General features: G+C 48.2%; 23 protein-coding genes. 17 read left to right on the top strand and 6 right to left on the bottom strand.

Annotated features, from left to right (window positions below):
* Positions 1-276 precede the first annotated feature (276 nt).
* Positions 277-2,121: a DNA topoisomerase IV subunit B gene (locus B7991_RS05145; protein ID WP_088629893.1), complete on the bottom strand. Its 1,845-nt coding sequence runs from the start codon at positions 2,119-2,121 to the stop codon at positions 277-279.
* 220 nt (positions 2,122-2,341) lie between these two features.
* Between B7991_RS05145 and B7991_RS05150 the strand changes: the two genes are divergently transcribed.
* A complete protein-coding gene (locus B7991_RS05150; RefSeq protein WP_088629894.1) occupies positions 2,342-4,084 on the top strand; it encodes a hypothetical protein in 1,743 nt (580 codons plus the stop codon).
* Positions 4,085-4,166: 82 nt separating this feature from the next.
* On the opposite strand, the gene B7991_RS14795 is transcribed toward B7991_RS05150, so the two are convergent.
* Positions 4,167-4,997: an FISUMP domain-containing protein gene (locus B7991_RS14795; RefSeq protein WP_176421758.1), complete on the bottom strand. Its 831-nt coding sequence runs from the start codon at positions 4,995-4,997 to the stop codon at positions 4,167-4,169.
* A 442-nt stretch (positions 4,998-5,439) separates the two neighbouring features.
* Here B7991_RS14795 and B7991_RS14800 point away from each other — a divergent pair, with 442 nt between their 5' ends.
* The 6 genes from B7991_RS14800 to B7991_RS05175 all read left to right on the top strand — a co-directional run bounded on the left by B7991_RS14800 (position 5,440) and on the right by B7991_RS05175 (position 11,013).
* The gene (locus B7991_RS14800; RefSeq protein ID WP_176421759.1) at positions 5,440-5,820 is read left to right on the top strand and encodes a hypothetical protein; all 381 of its coding nucleotides are present in this window, start codon (positions 5,440-5,442) and stop codon (positions 5,818-5,820) included.
* 113 nt (positions 5,821-5,933) lie between these two features.
* A complete protein-coding gene (locus tag B7991_RS14805; RefSeq protein ID WP_173463087.1) occupies positions 5,934-6,077 on the top strand; it encodes a hypothetical protein in 144 nt (47 codons plus the stop codon).
* A gap of 314 nt (positions 6,078-6,391) precedes the next feature.
* A complete protein-coding gene (locus B7991_RS05160; protein WP_088629896.1) occupies positions 6,392-7,081 on the top strand; it encodes an aspartate/glutamate racemase family protein in 690 nt (229 codons plus the stop codon).
* Between the two features lie 470 nt (positions 7,082-7,551).
* Positions 7,552-8,385, top strand: a complete 834-nt coding sequence (locus B7991_RS05165; RefSeq protein WP_088629897.1) for a TIGR02147 family protein — start codon at positions 7,552-7,554, stop codon at positions 8,383-8,385.
* Complete coding sequence (locus tag B7991_RS05170; protein ID WP_088629898.1) at positions 8,372-9,400, top strand: hypothetical protein; 1,029 nt, start codon at positions 8,372-8,374, stop codon at positions 9,398-9,400. The genes B7991_RS05165 and B7991_RS05170 overlap by 14 nt, the downstream gene beginning before the upstream one ends.
* A 17-nt stretch (positions 9,401-9,417) precedes the next feature.
* Positions 9,418-11,013 (top strand): hypothetical protein, encoded by a 1,596-nt coding sequence (locus B7991_RS05175; protein ID WP_254917855.1) that lies wholly within the window; start codon positions 9,418-9,420, stop codon positions 11,011-11,013.
* 80 nt (positions 11,014-11,093) lie between these two features.
* Here the strand turns inward: B7991_RS05175 and B7991_RS05180 are convergent, their stop codons facing one another.
* Entirely contained in the window at positions 11,094-11,540 is a 447-nt protein-coding gene (locus tag B7991_RS05180; RefSeq protein WP_088629899.1) for a hypothetical protein, read from the bottom strand.
* A gap of 77 nt (positions 11,541-11,617) precedes the next feature.
* Positions 11,618-12,517 (bottom strand): hypothetical protein, encoded by a 900-nt coding sequence (locus tag B7991_RS05185; protein WP_088629900.1) that lies wholly within the window; start codon positions 12,515-12,517, stop codon positions 11,618-11,620.
* Positions 12,518-13,051: 534 nt separating this feature from the next.
* On the opposite strand from B7991_RS05185, the gene B7991_RS05190 reads away from it, so the two are divergent.
* The 5 genes from B7991_RS05190 (at position 13,052) to B7991_RS05210 (ending at position 17,738) form a co-directional block, all read left to right on the top strand.
* Positions 13,052-14,707 carry a type II secretion system protein GspD gene (locus B7991_RS05190; protein ID WP_254917856.1) on the top strand — a complete coding sequence of 552 codons (1,656 nt, stop codon included), beginning with the start codon at positions 13,052-13,054 and terminating at the stop codon, positions 14,705-14,707.
* 123 nt (positions 14,708-14,830) lie between these two features.
* Positions 14,831-16,117 carry a hypothetical protein gene (locus B7991_RS05195; RefSeq protein ID WP_254917857.1) on the top strand — a complete coding sequence of 429 codons (1,287 nt, stop codon included), beginning with the start codon at positions 14,831-14,833 and terminating at the stop codon, positions 16,115-16,117.
* Complete coding sequence (locus tag B7991_RS05200) at positions 16,098-17,030, top strand: hypothetical protein (RefSeq protein WP_088629902.1); 933 nt, start codon at positions 16,098-16,100, stop codon at positions 17,028-17,030. The genes B7991_RS05195 and B7991_RS05200 overlap by 20 nt, the downstream gene beginning before the upstream one ends.
* Positions 17,030-17,425, top strand: coding sequence for a type II secretion system protein (locus tag B7991_RS05205; RefSeq protein ID WP_088629903.1), 396 nt, complete (start codon positions 17,030-17,032; stop codon positions 17,423-17,425). The genes B7991_RS05200 and B7991_RS05205 overlap by 1 nt, the downstream gene beginning before the upstream one ends.
* Positions 17,426-17,450: 25 nt before the next feature.
* Complete coding sequence (locus B7991_RS05210) at positions 17,451-17,738, top strand: type II secretion system protein (RefSeq protein ID WP_088629904.1); 288 nt, start codon at positions 17,451-17,453, stop codon at positions 17,736-17,738.
* 200 nt (positions 17,739-17,938) lie between these two features.
* On the opposite strand, the gene B7991_RS05215 is transcribed toward B7991_RS05210, so the two are convergent.
* Entirely contained in the window at positions 17,939-19,492 is a 1,554-nt protein-coding gene (locus B7991_RS05215) for a glycosyltransferase (RefSeq protein WP_088629905.1), read from the bottom strand.
* Between the two features lie 154 nt (positions 19,493-19,646).
* Between B7991_RS05215 and B7991_RS05220 the strand changes: the two genes are divergently transcribed.
* From B7991_RS05220 to B7991_RS15080, 5 genes are all read left to right on the top strand, one after another.
* Entirely contained in the window at positions 19,647-20,195 is a 549-nt protein-coding gene (locus B7991_RS05220) for a sulfurtransferase TusA family protein (protein WP_088629906.1), read from the top strand.
* Positions 20,196-20,204: 9 nt separating this feature from the next.
* Complete coding sequence (locus B7991_RS05225) at positions 20,205-20,795, top strand: hypothetical protein (protein WP_073425059.1); 591 nt, start codon at positions 20,205-20,207, stop codon at positions 20,793-20,795.
* A 2-nt stretch (positions 20,796-20,797) separates the two neighbouring features.
* Positions 20,798-21,139 (top strand): hypothetical protein, encoded by a 342-nt coding sequence (locus B7991_RS05230; protein ID WP_085491906.1) that lies wholly within the window; start codon positions 20,798-20,800, stop codon positions 21,137-21,139.
* An 89-nt stretch (positions 21,140-21,228) separates the two neighbouring features.
* On the top strand, positions 21,229-23,133 hold the full coding sequence (locus tag B7991_RS05235; RefSeq protein ID WP_088629907.1) for a SulP family inorganic anion transporter: 1,905 nt from the start codon (positions 21,229-21,231) through the stop codon (positions 23,131-23,133).
* 161 nt (positions 23,134-23,294) lie between these two features.
* Positions 23,295-23,423, top strand: a complete 129-nt coding sequence (locus tag B7991_RS15080; RefSeq protein ID WP_012820371.1) for a hypothetical protein — start codon at positions 23,295-23,297, stop codon at positions 23,421-23,423.
* Between the two features lie 366 nt (positions 23,424-23,789).
* Here the strand turns inward: B7991_RS15080 and B7991_RS05240 are convergent, their stop codons facing one another.
* Positions 23,790-24,272, bottom strand: coding sequence for a hypothetical protein (locus B7991_RS05240; protein ID WP_088629908.1), 483 nt, complete (start codon positions 24,270-24,272; stop codon positions 23,790-23,792).
* Positions 24,273-24,289 lie beyond the last annotated feature (17 nt).

Below are 24,289 nucleotides of genomic sequence, written 5' to 3' on the forward strand. Positions count from 1 at the left end.
ATGTCATGCCCGCCTCTGAGAGGGCATCTCCTTTTAAAAACGAAAAAAATCCCGCTTCAAGCGGGATTTTTTCGTTTCTAGTCATTTTGACCTGCGTCTCGTCATCCTGAGGCTGCATCTCGTCATCCTGAGCGTAGCGAAGGATCCAGTTAATTATTTGACTGGATTCTGCTCCTACGAACCTAAGAATTGTAAAGCAACAAGTTGCTAACAATTCTATATCGCCCTTACCGGGCTCAGAATGACGTTGACTGCGGTTGGCCGCAGTGATGCCGCTTACAGTTCTTCGACTGCTTCTGCTCTCAGGTTCAGCACGATGTGTTCCTGGCGCATAGGCGTGTTGTTGCCCATATAGTATTCCAGCATCTTGCCGAGCGAAGCGTCGGGCGGAATGCTCACTGTTTCAAGGCGCATGTCCTCGTTGATGAACTGTCCGAATTCTTCCGGGCTGATTTCGCCAAGACCTTTGAATCGTGTAATCTCGAGACCGGTCTTGCCGATTTCCTTGGCGGCCTTGTCGCGTTCTGCTTCATCGTAGCAGTACTTGGTCACCTGCTTGTTGCGCACGCGGAAAAGCGGCGTCTGCAAGATGTACAAGTGCTTCTGTTCCACGAGTTCCGGGAAGAACTGCAAGAAGAACGTCATGAGCAAAAGGCGAATGTGCATACCGTCCACATCAGCATCGGTCGCGATAATCACTTTGTCGTAACGCAAGTTCTCGAGACCGTTTTCGATGTCGAGGGCATGCTGCAACAAGTTGAATTCTTCGTTTTCGTACACGACCTTCTTCGTCATGCCAAAGCTGTTGAGCGGCTTACCGCGCAAGCTGAACACGGCTTGCGTCTGCACGTTACGGGCCTTGGTGATAGAGCCGGATGCAGAGTCACCTTCTGTAATGAAAATCATCGATTCGCGGTTGAGCGCGTTTTTGACGTCGGTGAGGTGGATCTTGCAGTCGCGAAGCTTGCGGTTGTGCAAGTTCGCCTTCTTGGCGCGTTCGTTCGCGAGCTTCTTGATGCCTGCGATTTCCTTGCGTTCACGTTCGTTCTGCGTGATGCGGTTGAGGAGTGCTTTTTCGGTTTCGGGATTCTTGTGCAAGAAGTTGTCGAATTCGCTTGCTACGTAATCCACGACCCAGGAGCGCAGCTGGGCGCCACCCGGAGCGACCGTCGTCGAGCCGAGCTTTGTCTTGGTCTGCGATTCGAACACCGGTTCCTGGATGCGCACGGAAATTGCACCGATGATGCAGTTGCGCACGTCGGCCGGATCGAGGTCCTTCTTGAAGTGATCACGGGCGCCTTTGACGACACCTTCGCGGAATGCCTGCTGGTGGGTACCGCCCTGCGTGGTATGCTGACCGTTCACAAAGCTGTAGTAGTGTTCGCCGTACTGGTTGCCGTGCGTGAACGCGCATTCGATATCCTTACCCTTGAAGTGGATGACCGGGTAGCGGATGGAATCGTCCACGTGCTTGTTCAAGAGGTCCAAAAGACCGTTCGGGCTCGTGTAGACCTTGTCGTTCATCACGAGCTGGAGGCCGTTGTTCAAGTAGGCGTAGTTCCAGACCTTTTCTTCCATGTAGGCCGGGAGAAAACGGTAATTCTTGAAAATGTCGGCATCCGGTTCAAAGTAAATTTCGGTACCGTTCTTTTCGTTTGTGGCGCATTCCTTATAGTCCTGCACTAGCACGCCGCGGCAGAATTCGGCCTGCTTCATGCGGCCATCGCGGTAGCTTTTGACAATGAATTTGGTAGAAAGAGCGTTCACAGCCTTTGTACCTACGCCGTTCAAGCCGACGGATTTCTGGAACGCTTCGGAATCGTACTTACCACCCGTGTTGATCTTCGACACGCAGTCGATGACCTTACCCAGCGGAATGCCGCGCCCGTAGTCGCGCACGCGTGCTGCATGGTCGTCAATATTGATTTCAATCTTCTTGCCGGCACCCATCACGAATTCGTCGATGGAGTTGTCGATAATTTCCTTGACGAGCACATAAATGCCGTCGTCCGGGCTTTGTCCGTCGCCAAGTTTACCGATGTACATACCGGGGCGCAGACGGATGTGTTCATGCCACTCTAGGGATTTGATGCTGTCTTCTGTATATTTCGTAGCTGCCATTAATCAATCTCTTTTATTAGGTCGTCTCTATGTTTTGAGGCTCCCTGGCTTTCGTTTCAATAAACCGTAACAAATATATAAAAATTTTGAATAGTGCTCATAAGGGCAAAATAAAATGATGTAAACTAAGAAAAACGTGTGAAAATAGTCTCCAAACGGAGCAAATGCGAAAAAAATGAATTATTGTAAACTTTTTTGAAAATTATGATATATTGCTTATATGAATATTACTAAAAACATATTTTTCTCTGCAGCTGTGGCTGCCTTCATTGCTACCCTCAACGCCTGTGGCGGCGGTGGTGGTGTTTCTGGAAATGGTGGGGATTCTCTGGTCGGCTACCTCGAAACGAAGGACGCCCAAAGCGATCTGGGAAACCTGGCCGAATTCGCCTACTACACCGAATACATCAAGGTTGCTCCCATAGCCTTCATGGCTTCTAGCAAGGGACTGTTCACCGATAATGTGGATAGTAGCGAAGCTGGGGAGTTTTTTGGTGTGTTGACCAAAATGAGTGAAAAGGCTGATGAATACGAGTCTGCCTTGTCGCGTATAGACAGTAAGCAGGCTTTTATGAGCGAAACTCCGGCTGCCCTCCAGAAAGTGGGCCTTTTCTACGCCATGAGGGATTTCTTCCGTTCCCTAAGAGGGTGTGGCAAGGCGACCCGCGAAAAGGCCATGGCGGTTGCTGGCGAACTGAAGGATAAAAATCAACTGAAAATTCTTTTCGATGGCCTTGATGCTAATCAAAAGAGAGGGGAAACGGATTATCTGAGCTGGTGGAAAAAATTTAATAACGGGGATTACGATGACGCCTCGCTCCAGATATACAACAGAATGTACTATAATACAGAAAGCTCCTTTGCTGAAGAAGCGGAATTTATCAATAAGACGGTGGCAAAAACTGGAGTGGAATTGTCAGAAAAGGCCGCGGCCTTTGAAGTGGAAATCCTAAAGACCGCTTTGCCTGACGCCGTTACGGATGCCATGGGTAAAATAGAGACTGCGGAAAAAATCAATACTATCATTACTCAGGGTAAGGATATGTCTGCGGACGAATTAAAGGATAAGGTCCTAGATGTCTTTATCGAAGATTATGACGATGTGAAAAAGGCTTCTGAAATGTTGGGTGAAGATGTGGAAGCTATTTCCAACTTGACCAAAAAAATCTTAGATGATAATAGTTCTTTGACTGATGCCGCATCTTCGACAGTGACCTTTACAGATAAAGGTGAAACGGCCCTTAAAGATGGTAAAATGACTGTTGCTATTTCAAATGAGACCGGCAAGGTGACTATAGCCTTGGGTGTCAATGATAAAGGCGATCACGAGATTGTGCTTAAAGAAGGTGGTGAACATGTTGTTTCCTTTGTTGATGAAAACGGGAAAAAATTCACTCAGTCGGTAGATGCCAAGCCTGGTAAAGATATCAAACTAGAAGGAAAATTGAATGAAAAGGAAATTCGTGAAAGCCAGGTGAAAAGTTCCTCTTCGAAAAAATACGGCAGGAGCTCTTCGAGTAAGGCTGTAGTGAAGTCTTCTTCTTCCGTGGCGAAGGGTGGTAAATTCCCAAATGATGTCCGTGGAAAGTGGACTGTTACGACGGAACTTTACATCCACAAGATTACGAACAAGAAAATGTGCACTGAAATTTGGGGTGGATCTTCCGAGGAATGTGTGGACAGCGAGGTTGAAGATGACTATTGCGTTGGCCAGTCAATGAACGTCTATTCCGATGGCTCTATAGACTATATAGCACGTAATGGCTCGACCGATTCGTTTAGCTATTCCTATAACAGCAAGAATGGTACGTTCACCTACTCCGATGCTTCTGGAAATAAATATACGGCGCAAGTAGCGACGGATGGAATTACGATGACGATGGAGACGGTGACGGATGCCAGCTATATGACTATTACCCACCGGCTCATATTCAAGAAAGTCTCGAATAAAGTGGAAGACTAAGAGGTTTATCTCATTGCGACTACACAAAAGAAAATCGGCGATAAAAAGCCGATTTTCTTATTCCTAAATTCAAGTCCTTATCCTAATCCTTTATACACCGGACGGGGAGGAATTGCCCTTTTTCGCGCGGGTCAACATTGCTGAAGTTGGCATGCGTTGTGGCGATGTAAAATTCTTTTCTTGAATCTACCCAAAAGTATCCGTATGTCACGCCGATATAATCCCAACCATACGGATCGACAGCATTGATGGATAAAAGGGAAAGTCCGGATTCATTTTTCGCGCCGCGTTCGCCAGTCAGGCGTGAAAATAGTTTTGGCAAGAAAACGGTCGCTTCGTCGTAGGGCATTTCATCCCAGCTGGAAACGTCCGCTTCTTTTGGCAGGTGCCAGCCTTCGGGGCATGCGTGGGTGGCGGCGTCGGCATTGTAGAAGCGCCCGTATCTGCAACCGATTTTTTGTGCGCATTTGCTGAAATTCTTGATGAGGGAGTCGCTTTCGCTGTAGTAGTTGATGTTTTCGGCCATCCAGACTTGGTTCTCGAAAACGACGGTTCTGTATTTCTTGCCGTCTCTCGGATCGGTCAATGTATCGTATTTGATGTTCTCGTTGAAAAAGTATTCCTGAGGCAGGCTATCGACGAGATTGTCTCTAGAAAGGTACCACCGCCCTTCGTAGCAAATGTAGAACTCGCTTGGGAACGAATCGCTCGGAAAGCGCGTATTGTTTGCTGTGCATTCCTTGTCGTGTGTTTCGTATTCCTTTGCGTTTGGCGTTCTCCAACTGTTGTAGGCGCAGACGAAATCCTTGCCGTTGTCTTTGCAATTGACCTTGTCCGAACTGCAACGGTATGTCTTGAATAGTTCGTTATTGGTGGAGTCGCAATAGGGGAGTTGTCCGCAATGTCTCCACAAGTTTCTTAAAATGTATTGCGGTTCTTGAACGGCGTAATTGGTGCTGTATCTTCCGTAATCTCCCCAGGTTGATGTCGGGGTGATTATGCTTAGGAATTTCTCGATAGAAAAATTTTCATAGACGGAACATATAAATGTCTCGTCAAAGGTCTCGCCTTTCGTAAATTTCTCGATGAAATCGCTTCTCGTCTTTGAAGAATCGTTGTCGGGAGGGATTAAATGTGAAAATGTATAGCCGATAGATGTGGAATGTAAAGACCGGTGTTGTAGCAGTGTGTCTAGGGAGAATATGGAATAAAGTTTTAGCTTGGCAGAGTTAAGTGCTGCGGCAGAATCTAAGCCTTGCTTGATAAGCGCGTCTACCACTCCTGATGTGAGCTGTAAAATGACACATTCGGGATCTTCGTTGTATGCGTCAGGATCAAAGGAATTCGTGTAGGTAATGCAGTTTGTTCTTGCTGAACTTGGTGCTGTAGAACTGCTCAATACTTTTGTTTCGGGGGGTTGCTTGCTGGAGGATGAAACTTTTTTCAACGCATCGCTCGACGATGTTGCGCTTAATGATGGTGTACTTGATGAGGGGTTTTGCTCTATAACGCTCGAAGACGAAAAGCCTGATATCGCGACTTCAGATGAAGAAATGCAGGAAGATGAGGTCTCGGATGACGATAAATTGGTATATGATACGGAGGATGATGTATATGAAACAGCGGGGGCAGGTTCTGGCGCTGGTGCACTGACACTATCTTCGTCGCAACCTGTGAAAAACGCTGCAATGATAAATAATGTTATTGGAAAAATTGCAGATGCGTTATTTGAATGATTCATTTTTCCCCCTTTATTATTACGTAATATACATAAATATGTTTGACGTTTTTGTTAATTTATTTTATTTTTTAATTGGCTGTTGGGAGCTTTGATAGAAGGAGATTTTTTATGGACGCAATTCAGGTTGCGCGTGAACGTTTAAAAATCATCAAGTTGCTAGCCCAAAATGGCCGTGATGTAGCCATGGGCAAAGTGATTTCATCCAAAGACGTATTTAAGTCCTTGGACCGCGAAGTTGTTACCCTTCCGTAAAATGTCATCCTGACGCCTATTATTTACGGCGTTGGCATTCTGACGCCAAAGGCGGAAGACTACTCAGAAGGCGAGTATGTCCCAAGGCGAATGCCGCGACCGTGCTTGCACGGGCATGGCTGAGCCGTTTAGCAAGACGCAAAGCGTCAATGTTGCGACCATGCTTGCATGGTCATAACCGAGCCAAAGAGTTGGGGCTTTGCCCCATCCAGTAAAGTCTTGTCTTTTTTTGACGTTTTGAAAAATATTAGTTATTATTGCGTTGTGTTTGGCTAATGAATATTAGCCTTTAATGGATGTTAACGGAGAAATTTATGAAGACGATTGGTTTGATTGGCGGCATGAGCTGGGAAAGTACAATCACGTACTATGAAGTTTTGAATAAAGAAATTGTCAGCGCATTGGGCGGTTTCCACAGCGCAAAAATCTTGATGTACAGTGTCGATTTTGCAGAACTCGAGGCAAATATGTCCATTGGCAATTGGGATGGCAATGCGGCGATTCTTGCTGATGCTGCTAAACGCCTTGAACGTGCGGGGGCGGACTTTATCGTGATTGCAACGAATACGATGCACAAGCTTGTACCGCAAATCGAACGTGAAATTCATATTCCGATTCTGCACATTGCCGATGCGGCTGCAACAAGCGTTATTCGCGATGGCTTTACGAAAGTCGCACTGCTCGGCACTAAATTCACGATGACACAGAACTTTATCAAGGATCGCCTTAAGAGCGCTGGCCTCGAAGTGATTGTGCCGGATGCTCCGGATATTGAAATTGTGAACAATGTGATTTTCAATGAACTCTGTTTGGGTAAGGTTCTCGATGCATCGCGTGCAGAATACCAGCGTATCATTGAAAGTTTGAAAGAACGTGGTGCTGAATGCGTGATTCTTGGTTGCACGGAAATCGGCATGCTCATCTCCGCAGAGGATAGCGTGCTCCCCGTGTACGACACGACCATCATCCATGCCGAAGAAGCCGCCCGCCAAGCGCTAGAATAAGCTTTTTTTCGCTGCCATGCCTTTTTTACGTCATCCTGATGCCTGTTATCTTCAGCGCTGTCATCCTGAGGGGGTTACCCCGAAGAAACGAGTGCGAGGCGAACAAAGCAAGACTGCTTGCAGGCTTATTTTTGAGCCGAAGCCTCGGACGGCGTAGCCGTCAATCCAGTAAAGTCTTGTAAAGCATAAATAAACTTAACTGGATTCCTCACTTCGTTCGGAAAGACGTGCAAGGTTAGACTGCACGAACGCTTGCGTTCGTATTGGATAACCGCAGCAGTCAAGCCCCGTTAGGGGAATGACGGATGAAGAAGTGTTGCTATAATAGATTCTCTATATGCTACATGATGTAGTATATGCAAAATTTTTGTGCGAAATTTTTAGAAAAATGCTTAAATTTTGCAAAAATCTTTAATTTTGTAGCATAAAAAGACTTGATTTTTGAAAATTACGGTTTTATATTTTTTAATATGAAACCGATCGTCGAATATACCGATTTCCGCATGTTCATGCGTGATTACTACGAGGAACGCAAGCGCTGTTCCGCGTTCTCTTGGAGAGAATTCTCCAAGAACGCAGGGTTTAGTTCTCCCTCGTACATGAAGGTTGTTTGCGACGGTAAAAGCAAGTTGAGCCGTATTGGTGTAGAACGCACAGGTGCCGCCATGGGACTTGCTGGTTTCGAGATGGATTATTTCAGGGCGATGGTCAAGTTCGGCCAGGCGGAAACAGAAGAAAGTAAAAAAGCCGCCTACGAAGAAATGCTTTCCATCGCAAAGACGTACAAAGTCCGTACGATTGAAGGCGAGTTCTTCAAGTATTACGATACTTGGCACAACTCGGTTGTCAGGGAACTTGCCCCGATTATGCCGGGCGCCACTCCGGGCGAAATGGCGAAGATGTGTTATCCGCAAATTTCTGCTGCGGAAGTTCGCGATTCCCTCGATTTCCTCACGAAATCGGGACTCCTGAAAAAAGACGAAGACAATTTTGTCCAGTCCGAAACTTCGATCAAGGGCACAACGGATGCAACGCGACTTGCCATGAGGAATATGCACCGCCAAATGTCCAAACTTGCGACTTCGGCGCTTGAACTCCCCAAGGAAATTCGTAATTTTAGTGGAGTGACCATGGGGCTTTCGCGCGAGTCATTCCACAAAATCGAATGTGTACTGAATGAATGCCGTCGCCAGATTATTGCCATCGCCGCCGAAGAAAAGAATATTGAACAAGTTTATCGATTGAATTTGCAATTATTCCCCCTGACGAAAAACGTGAAGGAGAACGAAAATGAAGAAGTGTAGTTTGTATGAACTTATAACGCTCACGGTAATCTTTTCGTTGAGTTTCTTTGTCGGGTGTTCTTCGGAAAAAATTGCAGGTACGTCCGAAGAGACGAACGAAATGGCTTATGAGGATTCCTCTAGCTCTGAAGAGGAATTGTCTAGTTCTTCCAATGAATCTAAGGATGTCGAAAAATCTAGCAGCTCGCGTGCAGTTTCGAGTAGCTCCGAAAAATCTAGTAGTTCTGTAAAATCGTCGAGTTCTACTGCAAAATCGTCCAGCAGTTCGAAGGCCGTATCCAGCAGCTCCAAAAAATCTAGTAGCTCACATGCAGAATCTTCAGATAGCTCGCTTCCGGGAGCCACTAGTTCTTCTACAGGTGTTGATGTGAATAATAATTCTAGCAGTTCTGTGAATCCAGGTAAAATAGAAGATGGTTCTAGTAGTTCCGAAAGACCTGTTGAAGGATCAGCAAAGCCGAATACGCTAGACTATTACTTGGATTTGCTCAATCTCAAGTCGGTCTCTTTTGACAGTGGTGTTATGTCGACATCAATTGGTCAAAACAATGATGCTCATACACAAGAACCGAATCCGCCGATGACGCCCGAATTTGATTCTCCTTGGCCGCACAAAATTGTAAAGCAGAATGTCGATGCGCTGGAAGAATATTTCCCGATGGCATTTGCGATGTATCCACAAATCATCAGTGCGATAAAGAACGAAACTTTGGACGAAAATTGTGGACTTTATACGTTCAATGTGTATAGCGATGGTTTGTCTGCCGCCTATGTCGTAACAGAAATTACCGAGAATGTCATCAAGGTGCTTGATGTTTCTGCAGGCGATTGCAAGGCGATGTCTTCAAGCGAAGTGTCTAGGTTCCTGTTCTACTACTGTGGCGAACTCAATAGCCATGCCGAAACGGAACATGTAAAGATTGATATGGATTTGTCTGATAATTGCCCGATTCTTAAGGTGGGTAATGAATGGGTGAGCGAAAGATCGCCTGCACCATCAAAAAAGAACTTATAAATTAAGGAGAAAACATCATGAAAAAGAATCATTATGTCAAGGCGATGAGCCTTGCCGTTATGGCGGCTACCTCTTTTGCGGTCGTTGCATGCGATAACGATGCTCTCAGCGGTCCTGATTTCAACGCTGGAAACGGTGGGACTTCCTCGGCAGTTGAACAGCCTGCTCCGCAGTCCTCTAGCTCAGAGGTTGCTGTAAGCTCTTCATCCGATATCCCGCTCAGCTCGCAGTGTGCCGCATTGCTCCCTGAGTGTGGTTACACCGTCGAACAACTTTGTGAATTTGGGGTGACCAACTATTGCACAAGTAGCTCTTCTTCTGATAAGTCGATGAGTTCCAGTTCTGTTGTTGCTAGTTCATCTTCTGAGCGCGTGTCGAGTTCGAGCGTTTTTGAAACATGCAAGCATGTGAGCGATGTCGTATGTGAACCATGCCCTCCTGGGGAAAAGTGCGTTTGCCATCCGTGTGAATTGAACATGGAACGAAAAAGCAATGATTGCATTACTGGCGAAAGTCTTTATTGTGAAGACGGTGAATGGAAAACTCCTGCAGAAATGTGTCCGAATGGTCGATGGACCACGAGCTGTAATGGCGTTGAAACTTATGAACCTATTTGTTGCACGGAATCGTCTTTCAGAACCTGCAAGCATATTTCGGATTACGATGGCATGACGGAGCAGGGAAACTGCGTAGGTCAAAACGGCCTTACTGCTGTTGACTGCGAGACGGAAGCGAATTATGAATGTAAAGACAATTATTGGAAGCCGGTTGCTTGCCTGAATATCAAGCCAAGTGAATGCAAGCCGGGAATGGGTGGCTGTGGATATACTCTTTGCCAACCGAAGGGCATCCGCGAAATTGCCGATTGCGAAACATCTGTGAAGTATTATTGCGACGGAGAAATTTGGCAAGTGAATGGAAATGCCGATAACAAACGTTGCGCCCAAGGTGAACTTGAATACTGCGAAGCATGCTTTAACATAGGTGCCATTAATGGTCATTACAAGTGCGAGAAAGGCAAATGGAAAAAGTTCGGCATGGGTGACGAAACCTGCCTACACATCTCTGATATCAAGTGCGATGAAACTGTGCAAGGCTGCCGTTCTTGTGGCGGAAACCAAGGCGAAATCGCAATTGATTGCGAGACAGGAAATGAATTTATGTGTGATCGTGGATTCTGGACTTTGAATGTCAAGGATTGCGAACCGGGAATGGATGGATGCGCAATTCCGGTCTGTAATGCCCTTGCTCCAGAATGCGGCTATAGCGAATACGAACTTTGCAACAAGTATGGCATCGATAGATACTGCAATGACAAGTGGCTGAGCGAACCTTGCGATGGCTCCGAATCTAGCAGAGACCTCCGCATCGTGGAATCCAATAATAGTTTCAGAATTGAAAACTACATCTGCGTCAATAACAAGTGGGTGGAACGCTTCAAGTATTACGAATGCGGTGAAGAAGTCGATTGCGACCGCCCGTCTCTGCGTTGCCAGGCAAGCCCTGTAATCGGAACCGCTTGCGAAAACGAAGGCGAGTCTAGCGATATCGATGGTTGCGTGTTCCTTTGCAGTGCGGGTCACTTCCTCTACGCTCCGCCGCCAGCGTGGTGATAAGCTAAAAATTGATCAAAAAAAAGCGGCGCCATTTGGCGTCGCTTTTGTGTGGGTTGGTAAAATTCAAATCTTTGGTCTTAAAATTTAGGACCTTTAGGGAAAGGGATGTGTTCGTTTGGACGTGGAACATCGAACGGCGGGTTTTCTGGGTGCTGTTTTTCCCATTCGTCGCGATTCTTTTCGATTTGCCCTTTTTCTTTGTTGATAATATTTTCTTTCGCGATATTCTTGTTTTCGTTTAGCGCGTTGTTGCTCGTTTTTTGCAAGTTGATGTCTTGCTGGATATCCTTGATTTCGGCATGGGCATTTGCCTTGATGTCCGAGAGAATTTGTTGCCGTGCTTGCTTGCGTTCTTCACGTAAGCGCTGCCAGTCTTCTTTCTGTTTCTGTCCAAGGTCAGGAACGTCTTGCGAAATTTCTGACCTTCCTGCAGGTGTCGCGATATCGGATTCCGGTTGTGCAAACGGAACCGCCACGAATACCGAGCTGGTCAAAAGTGCAATAAGTTTGTTTGCGTTTTTCATAGCGTTAACCTTGAAAAGACTCGGAAAAAAGAGGGCGACGGATGCTCCCGTCGCCCAGATTTTTAGGAGGAAAGTCCTTATTCAACCTGTGCTACGGTCTTTTCTTCTTTTACAGTTTCTTTTTCAGCCTTCAAAGCTTCGCGTTCTGCTTTCTGTGCTTCGCGTTCAGCCTTTTTAGCTTCCATTTCAGCCTTGCGAGCTTCACGTTCAGCCTTTAATGCTTCTTCGCGTTCAGCACGCTGTGCTTCGAGTTCAGCACGCTTTGCTTCCATTTCGGCCTTCTTAGCTTCGCGTTCGGCCTTCAAAGCTTCTTCGCGTTCTGCGCGCTGTGCTTCAAGTTCAGCACGCTTTGCTTCCATTTCAGCCTTGCGAGCTTCGCGTTCAGCCTTCAAAGCTTCTTCGCGTTCTGCGCGCTGTGCTTCGAGTTCAGCACGCTTTGCTTCCATTTCGGCCTTCTTTGCTTCGCGTTCGGCCTTGCGGGCTTCTTCGCGTTCAGCACGCTTAGCTTCTTCTTCGGCGCGCTTTGCTTCCATTTCGGCCTTCTTTGCTTCGCGTTCAGCTTTCAAAGCTTCTTCACGTTCAGCACGCTTTGCTTCTTCTTCAGCCTTCTTAGCTTCACGTTCGGCCTTCTTGGCTTCGAGTTCAGCCTTGTGAGCTTCGCGTTCGGCCTGGAGTTCTTCTTCCGTCTTCGGGGTCGGCGGTTCGATTTCCGGCTTCGGCGGCTTCGGAGCTTCTACTTTAGCTTCGTCCTTTTCGAGCTTGATCTTGTCGAGGAGACCCTTGCGAGCTTCCTTGCTTTCTTCGCGCATCTTCTTGAAGTCTGCCTTGTCGACAACTTCGGATTGGACTTCTGCTGAAATTTCAGCGGTAATTTCGGCCTTGACGCTCTTCATGTCAGAGGCATCGCTCTTGGCAGATGCATTGGCAAAAAAGGCAAGCGTAGAGATTGTGAGGATTGCAATGAATTTTGTTTTCATGATTTTTCCTATGATTGTGGGTGGATTTTTTGTTTCCACCCTGTATTTAGCAAGAACCGTGCCAATTTTGGAAATGTGGCGGAATTGCGTAAATTTCGATGTTTTTGTTCGAAAAGTCCTTTTTGTTGGTCTTAAAACCCATGAAAAAACGAGGTAATTCGCCTCAGTGGGGATAAAAGTTCCGAAAATTTATTTGGTTGTTGGTTTTTGGTCAATGGTTCTTAGATTATAAATCAATAACTAATGACCAATGACTAAAGGCCTCCGCCTTGCTTTTGCGTTCGCAATTTTGTACATTGACTCCGCAACTTATTATATCATTTCTTAGATCCTTAATATTATCCCGGGCAGGGGCCGCAATTGTAGCGCCAAAGAGCGTTCGCATTGAAAAAGCGGGCATGCGCATTTTAGGAGAATCGTGTGCTTCTAAGGATCTTGGGAATTTCCCTTTTGACATTGTTGTTGTCTTCGTCGGTGGCGGGAGCGCGTTCGGTTGAAAAGCCGAAGTCTGTTCGGACTTCGCCGGGGGCGGTTATGCTTGATTTTGCGGATGTCGCGCTCTCGGAGGTGGCGCGGACGCTTTCGCTTGCGTATGGAACGTCGATTTTGACGGATGATGTTGGCGATGTGCGCGTGACGTTTCACTTGGAGGGGGTGAGTCTTTTCGAGGGGCTGACTTCGCTTTGCGCGGCGCATGGGCTAGATGTGGTGCTGGAGGGGCGTGTGTACCATATTCGGCGTTCGCGCGTGCAAAATGGTTCGATTGCACTCACGGATTCAGGCGTAGTCGTTGATGTCCAAAACATGAACGTGCGCGAGTTTGTGAAGGAATTTGGGCTGAACACGGGCGTGAATGTGCTTGCGGATTACGACGTGGATGGTGTGGTGAGTGGAAATCTGAGGGGAATGGTTCCGGAAATGGCGTTTCGCGTGCTGATGGAATCTAACGGGTTTAAGGTACGCGGGGAGCGCGGGTGTTTGCGGGTTTCTCGTGCAAAAGCGGGGGACGGCGGGAAAGCTCTGAACGGTTCGCCGGATGGCGCGGAAGTTTCTGTGGAACGTGCGGGAGACCTTTATTCGGTGGATTTGCAGTCGGCTTCGCTCAAATCGGTGCTTAAGGCAATTGCTGAAGAAGCGGGGCTCAATTTGGCGGTTTATGGCGATTTGAATGAAATAGTGCAGATGTCGTTCAAGGATGTTTCGTTGCCGGAACTTTTAGCGTCACTTTTTCGCGGAAGTGCGTTCACGTTTCGGCTAGATTCGTCGTCGCTTTGGGTCTCGGAAGAAGGGGCGAAAGCGCTTGCCGATGTACAGGTATTCCCGCTAAAGCATGTGTCGCCTGAGAAGGCTATGGCGCAGCTTTCGAAGTTTATGAAAGGATCGGAACTGAATGTTTCGGAATATCGCGAGCAGAATTCACTGGTGCTTGGAGGCTCGCCGCGGGCGATTGCGCGTGCTGCGGAGTTTTTGAAAATGGTCGATGTGCCCCAAATGCAGGTGACGCTTGCGTGTGTGATTGTGGAGTTTCGCAAGGGACGTGGTTTTGCGATTGGTGTGCGGAGTGGGGCAACGCGGAATGTGGGTGAGCGCGATATTCAGGCGCGCGGGTTCTTTGATTTCTTGGGCAAGGATATTTCGAAATCGGGGGCTTTCGGAAAAATCGGAATCTTGCCGGACCGCTTTGAGCTGGAGCTTTCGTCGATGGAAGAGAACAATGAGGCGAAGGTTCTTGCGCGCCCGCGTGTGACAACGCTGAACGGCAATAAGGCGGAACTCAATGTGACGAATACGGTCTATTATCTTGTCAGTCAAGTTTCTGCGGATGGGTATCCGATTACGGATTACCGCTCGTTTAACGATGGTATTTCGCTGGAACTCACGCCCACGATGACGCAAGATGGTTTGATAACGTTGTCTGTGTCGCCGGAAATCAAGACGGCGGGTAGGAGCACTGGCGATGGACCGCGGGACATCAGTTCCCGAAACATGAAGACAACGGTGGTGTTGCGTGATGGTGAAACTTTGTGCTTGGGCGGGCTCATTCGCAAGAACAAGACGGAGGTGCGGCAGGCGGTGCCGTTCTTGGGGAGTATTCCTTTGCTGGGGCGTCTGTTCAGTTACACCTCTGAAGAAGAGGACGAAAGTGAACTCGCAATTTTTATTACGCCAACAGTTGAAGTTAAACGATAAATGTTTTTTTTCTTCGTCATCCTGACCCTGAAAGGGGAAGACAGCTCAGAAGGCGAGTGTTACAAAAATGAGTTTACTCATTTTTATAACCGAGCCAAAGAGTTGGGGCTTTAGCCCCATCCAGTGAAGTCTAGTAAACGAAATAAAAAAATGGAGGGTAAATTTTTGTTTTGGAAAAAAAGAATCGCGCCAGTTGCAGCTCGGATGATGACGTGGGAGGTAACGACGTCTTTTGACGGAACTCTCACGGAAACGGAATTGCGCAAGCGATTTAACGAAGATTTTAGAGATGTATTTAATGCCGGTTTTGCAGATGGCGAGTGCGCGGTTTTCTTTTGGCCGCTAGTTTCGTTCAATGCGTCGGATGGACGCAAGCATCGCTATCTCGTGGCTGTAGCGGAAGAACCTTTGGAAAATTACCGAAAAACGTTTGACCGTTGCTTGCCAAAACAAATTGCGTTGTATGCAATTGCTGACAAAATATTGCGAGGCGAATGGGATGGTGAGAATTGCTTGAAGTGTGATGAAGCGTGCGCGGAGTGTGGCGGCGAATGTGCTGAGCTCAATAATGACTGCGCGGAGGTTGCGAATAATGGAAATTTGTTGTTTGTCGCACTTTGCGAACATTGCGTGTACATCCTCGTTTTTATGGAAGGTCGTTTATGCCATTGGTCAGAAGAATACGGCTACGGAGAAACGTTTGATGACGCTTGTCGGGAACGTGTAGCGCGCTTTAAGGAATTCTTGAAAGCCGATGAACTGTTTGCAAAAATGAATGGCGTAGGGGAGTTTGTTGTTTGCTGTGAGAAAGTTGGGACTGTCGAGGAATCGCCGCATATGAATGAGCTCTTTCAAGTTTCCGCTCGTGATCCGTTTTGGTGTGGCAAGGATTTAGACGCGTGCGATTCAATGAAACCTTGCGAACGGCAACGGTGGACTGTGTGTGCTGTGGCGGTTCTTATTTTGTGTGTGGCTGTTTTTGCAATTTGTGATGATTTGACGGATGCTCTTTGTGCAAAAATTATTGATGGTGAGTCGCGTAATTCGTTTGTTGATGCTGCGCCTGTTGAATTAAGTCAGCCCGCCGCTCGCGATTTAGAAATGCTTGCGTGGGCGGAAGGGCATCGCGATTTGCTCCCTGCAAAATGGACTCTCGGACGTGCGGGTTTTGTGGACGGTGTCGCATCTAGAAGTTGGCGAACTTCACGAGGAACCTGTGATTCGTCGGAATTCAGTTTGCTTGGAATTGTGGGCGGGCGAGTGGCGCTTGTGAAAACATCCGCAGGTGAAACGAAAACGCTCTCAGTCGGTGATTCGCTTTCTCGATACCGCGTGAAGCAAATTGGAATGAACGATGTCGTGATGCGTTGTGGTCGTAAGGAGGTTCGTTATGCGCTCAAAATGCGGTAACGTTCTTCCGCTTGTGTTGGGCTTGTTACTTGTGCTTTCGATTCTCGTGACTGCGATGCTTAAAATGCCGGGGGCGCTCCGCCGAAATGTATCGCTTGTTGCAAAAGAAACTCAGGAAATGTATTTCGCGGAATCTGCGGTGCTCGCGAAACTGAATGGGTTTCCGGATGGCTATTTTGCGGAGCTTCCGATTGTTGAATCCCGGATTCTTGGGCCATGGACCGAATGGCGTGTTCTCGATAAATTCCAGTTTGTGCTGGGGAGTGAATACGGGCGATTCTCGACTTCGGAATGGGCGCGTTGCGCCGTGGTGCTGGAGCAGAATTTGCATGAACGCATTTTGCATTCGGATGGCTTGAAAAACTTGTCGGGGAATCGTCGCTTTTTTAAGCTGGATTCTTCGGATGGACTCTCTGCAGAACGCGCGATGGCGATAAATGTGAGCGCTGGCGATTTGACGCTCGACCTCGGTGATTTTTCAGTTCGTTCTTTTATGGCAAATGTCGAGGGCGATGTCAAGATTCGCGGTAACGTCCACTTTGATACACTTCGAATTTATGCAACCGGTTCTGTGAGCGTTCAAGGAAATGTGACCGCGGACTTTGCTGAAATCTTTGGACTTGCTAGCGTGACTGTCTCGGGAAATGTTTCGCTTGCGGGGGCGCTCCTCTCGAAACAGAATATTGAAATTTCTGACCGTGCACAAATGAAATTTCCGAGCGTGGCACTTGCGGTAGGCTATCGCGAGAACCGCTTGTCGCTCCTTGAAAAGTCTGTGTTTGAAGGCTTGGCGATTGCGCCGTCTGGAACTGTTGAGCGAGATTCTTCGGCAAAGCTTCTCGATTCAACTCAGGTGCTTTTGCCATTTTGCATGGAAACTCGCAATCTCGTATTTTCCCGGAGGCGCTTGTGATGCACTTTCGTCATACTGAACGAAGTGAAGTATCCGGGGTATCTTGTGTTGCTCTTGCTGCAAACTCTAGACTTGGATTTACGTTGCCCGAAGTTTGCGTGGCGCTCGCAATTTTTCTCGTTGGAACAACGGCGCTCCTTGGCGGTTGGAACTTCTTCAATCGCGAAGTGGCTGACGAGCGGATGCGCTTGGAAAAATTTTACGACGTACTGGGTACAATGGAATCGTTGATTGCGAGTCGCCCGAATTGTGCGGACTCTCTGACTGGCGAGCGTTCTCCAGATTCGTTGGTGGTCTCTGTTCGCTTAACTCGTGTTCCTGGCAGTCCGCATTTGGCGTGGGCTGTTGTTGCGAGTGAACATTATTCTCTCAAACGCCTCGTGCGTTGTCGGTGAGAATCGGAGGCGTTTTTCTTTGCGAATGAATCTAGCTCTGCCTAAATCTTCTCGACACGGCTTTACTCTCTTGGAAATGCTTATCGCCATAACGGTTGCCGCGATCCTTACAACCGTCTCGTTGAACGTCTATTCGATGTTCCATCATGGCGTTGTTGCAACTTCGGACAACTATGTCCACTTTGCGACCGGGAAAGCTCAAGAACTCCGTTGCCGCACCCGCTTTGTGCGTGGTCTCCCGCCTTGCGACACTACCTCGGGCGAATCTCGCGAATTTCCGACTTTCCGCGAATCCATCCGATTGCGCTACTAGAAATAACTGGATGCCTCGTTCTTTGAACTCGGCATGACTGCGAATGGCGCGACTCTTGCCATGCATGCTCGGCATGACTGCGAATGGCGCGACTCTTGTCTTGCGTCCGCAGCATTCTCGAGCAACAAAAAAAGCCCCGCGCTTGCGGAGCTTCTTGAATTGCGTTTGGCGAATCTCGCCGCATCTTGCTGAGCTATAACTTAGTTCGTAGCCTGTTCTTCGACGCATTCAGAGCACTTAATGGCCTTGCGAACTTCGAAGATGTTGCTGATGTAATGCATAAAGCTAAGCACGCTCACCGAGAGGAATCCGATTGCATAAAGGGCGAGGAACGGTCCAATGATGTACTTGCTGGCGTTGATGTATTCGAGCAAACCGAAAATGCAGTAGACGCCGACGAGGAGTTCGATAAGTGCCATCCACGGGAACTTTTGTGCGTAATGGCTCTTGGCCTTCTTCTTTGCACCACCGCTCTTCGGGGTACGGACGAAGCTGCCCTTTGTACCGAGAACTGCGGCGAACACTGCGCGGGAGTTGCTGACTGCGATGCCAACGCCGAGCGCCATCAAGATGGGGAGCGAGAGCAAGCGGATCTTCCAACCGGTGTAGCCGGAGCAACGCTGGGCAACAAAGTAAAGAACAGAAGGAGCGATTGCGGCGAGGAAGATGAATGCGAAACCAACCGTGTATGCCCAAGTGGGGAGGTGTCCGACCGGTTCAAAGAACGCGAGCAACGGCCAAGCGCAGAGTGCGGTGAACAACATGCAGGGGTGGATCGAATAGTGCGTCGTGTGGAGGATGGCGCCAATCTTCACGCGGAGCGGAACCTTGGAGCGCAAAACCTTCGGCAAAATCTTGATAGCGGTCTGGATGGAACCCTTTGCCCAACGGAACTGCTGAGCCTTGAAAGCGTTGATGTCGTTCGGGAGTTCAGCCGGAACAATCACGTCGAACACAAACTTCATCTTCCAACCAGCAAGCTGGGAACGGTAAGAAAGGTCCATGTCTTCGGTGAGCGTATCGCCTTCCCAGCCGCCACCACCGTAAATAGCGTCCTTGCGCCAGACTCCGGCGGTACCGTTGAAGTTCATAAACAGCTTGCCCCAGCTACGTGCGGACTGTTCCACCACGAAGTGGCCGTCGATACCGATAGACTGGGCGAGCGTAAGACCGGATTCGGTGCGGTTCAAGTGACCCCAGCGACCTTGGACAAGGCCGACCTGCGGATCCATGACCAAGTACGGTACGGTCTTCAGGAGGAAGTCTTTTTCAGGAACGAAGTCGGCATCGAAGATGGCGAGGAATTCACCCTTTGCGACTGCCATGCCTTCCTTGAGAGCGCCAGCCTTGAAGTCCTTGCGGTTCGTGCGGTGGATGAGCTTGATGTCGTAACCGCGGGCGGCGAGTTCAGCAACTTTCTTCTTGGTGACTTCGTAGCACTCGTCCGTGGAGTCGTCCAAGACCTGGATTTCGTGCTTGTCCTTGGGGTAGTCGATGGCGCAGACGGCTTCGAGGAGACGTTCAACGCAGTTGGCTTCGTTAAAAACCGGGAGCTGGGTCGTGACCTGCGGGAGGTCTGCGAGCGAATGTTCGCGGTAGTACTTCAAGATCGCTTTGCGGTCTGAAAGTCGCGTCTTGCGGCTGTTCTTGAGGAACAGGTAGATGCTGTAGTAGCAACTGAACCCGTAAATCACCAATCCCACGCCTGCGATAACGTAGACGACGAACATTGCGTATAGTAGTATAGTACTCATTCTACTGTAACCTTTGCATTTATTGAATGCTTGGGGCCAAATATAGAAACGCAATGTGACCTTTGCTACATTTTTCAGGAATTTTGGCCCATTTTTTGCTTTGGAATGTGTATTTTTACATAGGTATGATTAGACTTTTTTACAATGGCGAAATATGCAAAAAATGGCAGATGAACGCAAGAAAAATTTAACATCTCCAATCGCTCGCTGGATTGAAGCGAACCGCGAAACCGCAGGTTTTACAGAATCTTTACGTAAATTATTAATGTATGCATGCGTGGAATGGATCCGCCGTGGAACTTCTGCGCTTTTGACCCCTGAAGAGGCATTATCTAAAATAGTATGTTGTGGTCTTTCGGAGTTCCCGGTGGGGGAATGGGCTGAAAATCCCGAAAAATACACCGACGAAATCGCCGATTTCTGTGAAAAAGCGAAAATTTTGCCGTTGCCAGCCGCCCTCCAGGGCGAAATTCCCTCCCTTTTGGACCTCCGTGGCGTAAAATGCCCCCTCAATTCCGTCCGTTCGCGAATCGTCATGTCCGGTTATCCGGCAGGCCGAACGCTCAAAATCTGGCTCGATGAGGGTTCCCCGATCGAAAATGTGCCCGGATCGCTCATTGCCGACGGCCATAAAGTGCTTTCACGCGAAAAAAAAGGCAATTATTGGGAAATCTCTGTGGTCAAATCGGATTCTAAAGTATAGATTGTTTATGTGGAAAACAGAGTATTAGTTATAGGCGATGAATTATTTGGGCCAAAGGGCGAAGCAGCAAACCGTTTTGTGGAAGCCGTGCTGTGCCGGGAACCTAGCCGACCTATACAGTTTTCCGTAAATGTGCCTGTTGCGGTCTCGTTATCGCAAATCAAAGCGCGTCTTTCTTCCGATGTCATTGGTAAAAATGCCGGCCGCATTATCATGGGGCTTGGGCTGCGTGAACTGAACCACGGTGGTACCGATGGCGCCTCAATAGCCTCGCTTTACGAAACGCTCGTGAACGAACTCGTGAACAAGACGCAGTCGCGACTTTTTTTGCTCACGATTCCCCCGGAAATGTTCCCGATTGCGGTAAGCGAGGTGGAATATTTAAATACTATGATTCGCGAAGTCTGTGCGGCGAACGCCCCGCGCGTAACACTCCTCGATTTTGCTGAATTTGCCGAGACGTTCAAGGAAAAACAGATGGAACGCGGCAAATTCGGGCGCTCCCTCTTTATGGAAGACGGCTCTGCCACGTCGCTTTGCTGCATGCTTTTAGCGTTATATTTGCAGGATAAACTTGTAGAAGATTTAAAGGAGATGTAATTATGGGTCTTTTTGACAATCGTTTTGCTAGTAAAAATGCGGCTATGAGCCGTGCTTTCTCCATTGATTCCGAAAAGGACAAGCAGAAACGCAATTCTCCCCGCGAACCTGCCGCCCCCAAGATGGGCATTTGCGACAAGTGCCACAAGGAAGCCTTGCTGCGCTCTTACCGCACCCGTGAAATGTCCATGTCCGACGGTGCCGCAAGTTTTGGGACCGTGGTCAAGCACCTCTGCGAAGATTGTGCCCCGCGCTCCAAGCGCTTCGAAGATGCAAACGTGCCTGCGATGGACAAAAAGCAAGTCAAGAACCTCATGCGCTCTGCAAAGAAAGGACTGCTGTAAAATATATTTTATAAAAAAATCTTACCCCCCTTAACGAAATTGGGGTAAATTCCTAAATTTGGGTCTCGAATTTAATATGGAGACCTTCAATGTCTGATATTCACGCCAAGGAATCCGTCAAGCAGTATTTGACAGGCGTCGTTTCGACAATCACCCCGGAAATCGTTCGTAGCCTCAAGCGCGGCTACACTCGCAAGGATTTCACTAGCGACTTGATGTCGGGCTTGATTGTCGGCATTTTGGCTCTCCCCTTGGCGATTGCTTTTGCTATCGCTTCTGGCGTGGGTCCGGAACAGGGCCTTTACACCGCCATTATCGCTGGCTTCATCATCTCGCTGTTGGGCGGTTCCCGTTTCCAGATTGGCGGCCCGACGGGCGCATTCATCGTGATTGTCTATGGCATTGTAAGCCAGTACGGTTATGATGGCCTTGCTTCGGCAACGCTCTTGGCCGGTATTTTCCTCGTCATTTTCGGTCTTGCTAAGTTTGGTGCGATTATCAAGTTCATCCCGTATCCGGTGACGGTGGGCTTTACGGCGGGTATCGCTATTATCATTGCTCTTGGCCAGGTGCCGAACTTCTTCGGTCTTACTTTTGCAGGCGCTGACCCGGCTGATGCCGTGGGCAAAATCAAGCTTTACGTTTCTTCTTTCGGTTCCATGAATGTCTATTCCGTGATTGTGGGCGTTGTCGCTCTCGCGGTTTGCATCTTGTGGCCGAAGATTACCACGAAGGTTCCGGGTTCCCTCATTGCGATTATTGTGGCGACGGTGATGGTAAAGGTCCTCGGCTGGGATGATCCGGTGAACGGTCACGGCGTGGTGACGATTGGCATGAAGAACCACATTCCGAGCGGATTCCCGGTGCCGCACCTCCCGAATATCAGCCTCGAAATGATGCAAAAGGTGTTCCAGCCGGCACTTACGATTGCTATGCTCGGCGCTATCGAATCGCTCCTTTCTGCAGTGGTGGCTGACGGTATGACGAGTACAAAGCACCGCTCTAATACGGAACTTTTCGGTCAGGGTGTCGCAAATATCTTGAGCCCGATTTTTGGCGGTATCCCGGCAACGGGTGCTATTGCCCGTACCGCAACGAACATCCGTAACGGTGCCGTGAGCCCGATTTCTGGCCTTGTTCACGCTGTCGTTCTTTTGCTCATTATGCTCGTGCTTGGCAAGTATGCTGAAATGATCCCGATGGCAGCCCTTGCTGCAGTGCTTTTCCAGGTCGCTTTCAATATGTGCGGTTACCGTAGCGTAATCAAGATGTTCAAGGCTCCGAAGAGCGACGTGACGGTGATGCTTGTGGCATTCTTCCTCACGGTGATTATCGACCTTACGGTCGCTATCGAAGTGGGCGTGCTCCTTGCTGCCGTGCTCTTCATCAAGCGTATGAGCGATGTCGCCGAAGTCGAAGCGGTTTCTTCTGCCTTGAAGGATGACGATGACGAAGCAGCCCGCAATACTCTCGGCCGCCAGGTGCCGAAGGGCGTGCTTGTGTACGAACTTGCCGGTTCCCTCTTCTTTGGTGCTGTGGACAAGTTCAAGGAAACGATGAACCGCATTTCCGAAAAGCCGAAGATCTTGATTTTGCGCATGCGTAGCGTCTCTAGCATTGACGCTGCCGGTATCAACATGATTGAAGACTTGCTCAAGCGTTGCAAGAGCGAAGGTACGCAGCTCCTCTTGAGTGGCGTGCATGCCCAGCCGGTGGTGGCTTTGACCCGTGCCGGTGTGCTTGCCCAGCTTGGCGAAGAAAACGCTCTCGGTAACATTGATGCCGCCCTCAACCGCGCCCGCGAACTCCTTGGCCTCCCGATTGTGGATGCCTCCAAGGAAGAACAGAAGGCTCCGACCGTGTCTTGGGAAAAGAGCCTCGACAAGCCGTGGATGCCGGAAGAATCGAACGCCGCCGTGGCTGAAGAAACTCCGGAAGTCATTGCCGAACGCATGATGGACGAACCCATCAAGAAGATTGAAGATCGCAAGTAATAAGTCCGTACGAAATACGTAAACTTTGTACGGATTTATTAGGTGACTTTGCTCAAATTTTCTGAAATATCGTAAATAATTTTTTAAAAAAGTCTTTTGATTTTTGAAAAAAAAAGTTAAATTAAGCTTCGTAGGAGAATCCTACGGTTTACGAGATGAGAATGGGATACTGGGAAGAAAATCAATACACAGACGAAGACCCGAAGCGGACTGCTTTTGAGGAATTCGTCGTAAATTTTGTGGTTGCCTTTAGCGGCTCCGCTCTATTGTTCCTTGTGAACATCATGTAAAACCTTTAAATTTCCCGCTTTCGCGGGATTTTTTTTTATATCTGCCACCGCGCCCCCCCCCCTTGAGAAATATTCCGACTTGGAACTTTCTTGTTTGGATGTTGCTTTTGAAAATATTTTTAGCGCGCCCTTGATTTCTCGTATACATTTATAAATGTGCCGGTGGTAGCCCACTGGTACAAAAGGAAGAAGGGAAAAATTAGGGTGTTTGGGATGTTTGGGGTGTGTGGTCCATTGCTGTTGAGTTCATTCGCGGCTGAAGCCGCTTTCGGGAATGAAAGGTAATGAGAGTTCTCACAGCAATGGAAAAATCCGTCGGATACGTCCGGCGGATTTTTTTGTTATAACGAAATTTGCTTGCGAATGCTACAAAAAAAGACTGTGAGATCTACCGGCGTTTTTGCAAGATTCCATGTGGCTATCGAACAATTGCTTGCGAGATTTGTATTTGCTATCTTCGGCTTTGAAACTGTAGTAATAATCAGATACTGCATGGTATTCACTATTTTTGCAGTAAGATGTGCTTGTGAACTTATCGTTAGTTGTAGTTCTGGGATTTTCTTCAGTACCCATCGCATTTAGCATGATGCCATCGCACCCTGTATAAGCTGACATGCCACGTTTAATCGAAATGTAATGTTCTACGGCTCCAGTATCCGTTACCGTGACTTTGACATCGGCTTCGTAGGAACCGTCGTCGTAATGACTAGATGTGTGATAAACCCATTCATTGTCTGATTCTGTAAAATTGCATTTGCCAGAACTAGAACTGCCTTTGGTAAGCCAGCAAGATGTAAGGCTAAAGCTTAGAAAAATGGTAAGAACTGTACCGATTTTGAAAGCGTGCATGTGTACTCCTATTTTAA

The sequence above is a fragment of the Fibrobacter sp. UWB3 genome (genome assembly GCF_002210405.1).
Lineage (GTDB): Bacteria > Fibrobacterota > Fibrobacteria > Fibrobacterales > Fibrobacteraceae > Fibrobacter.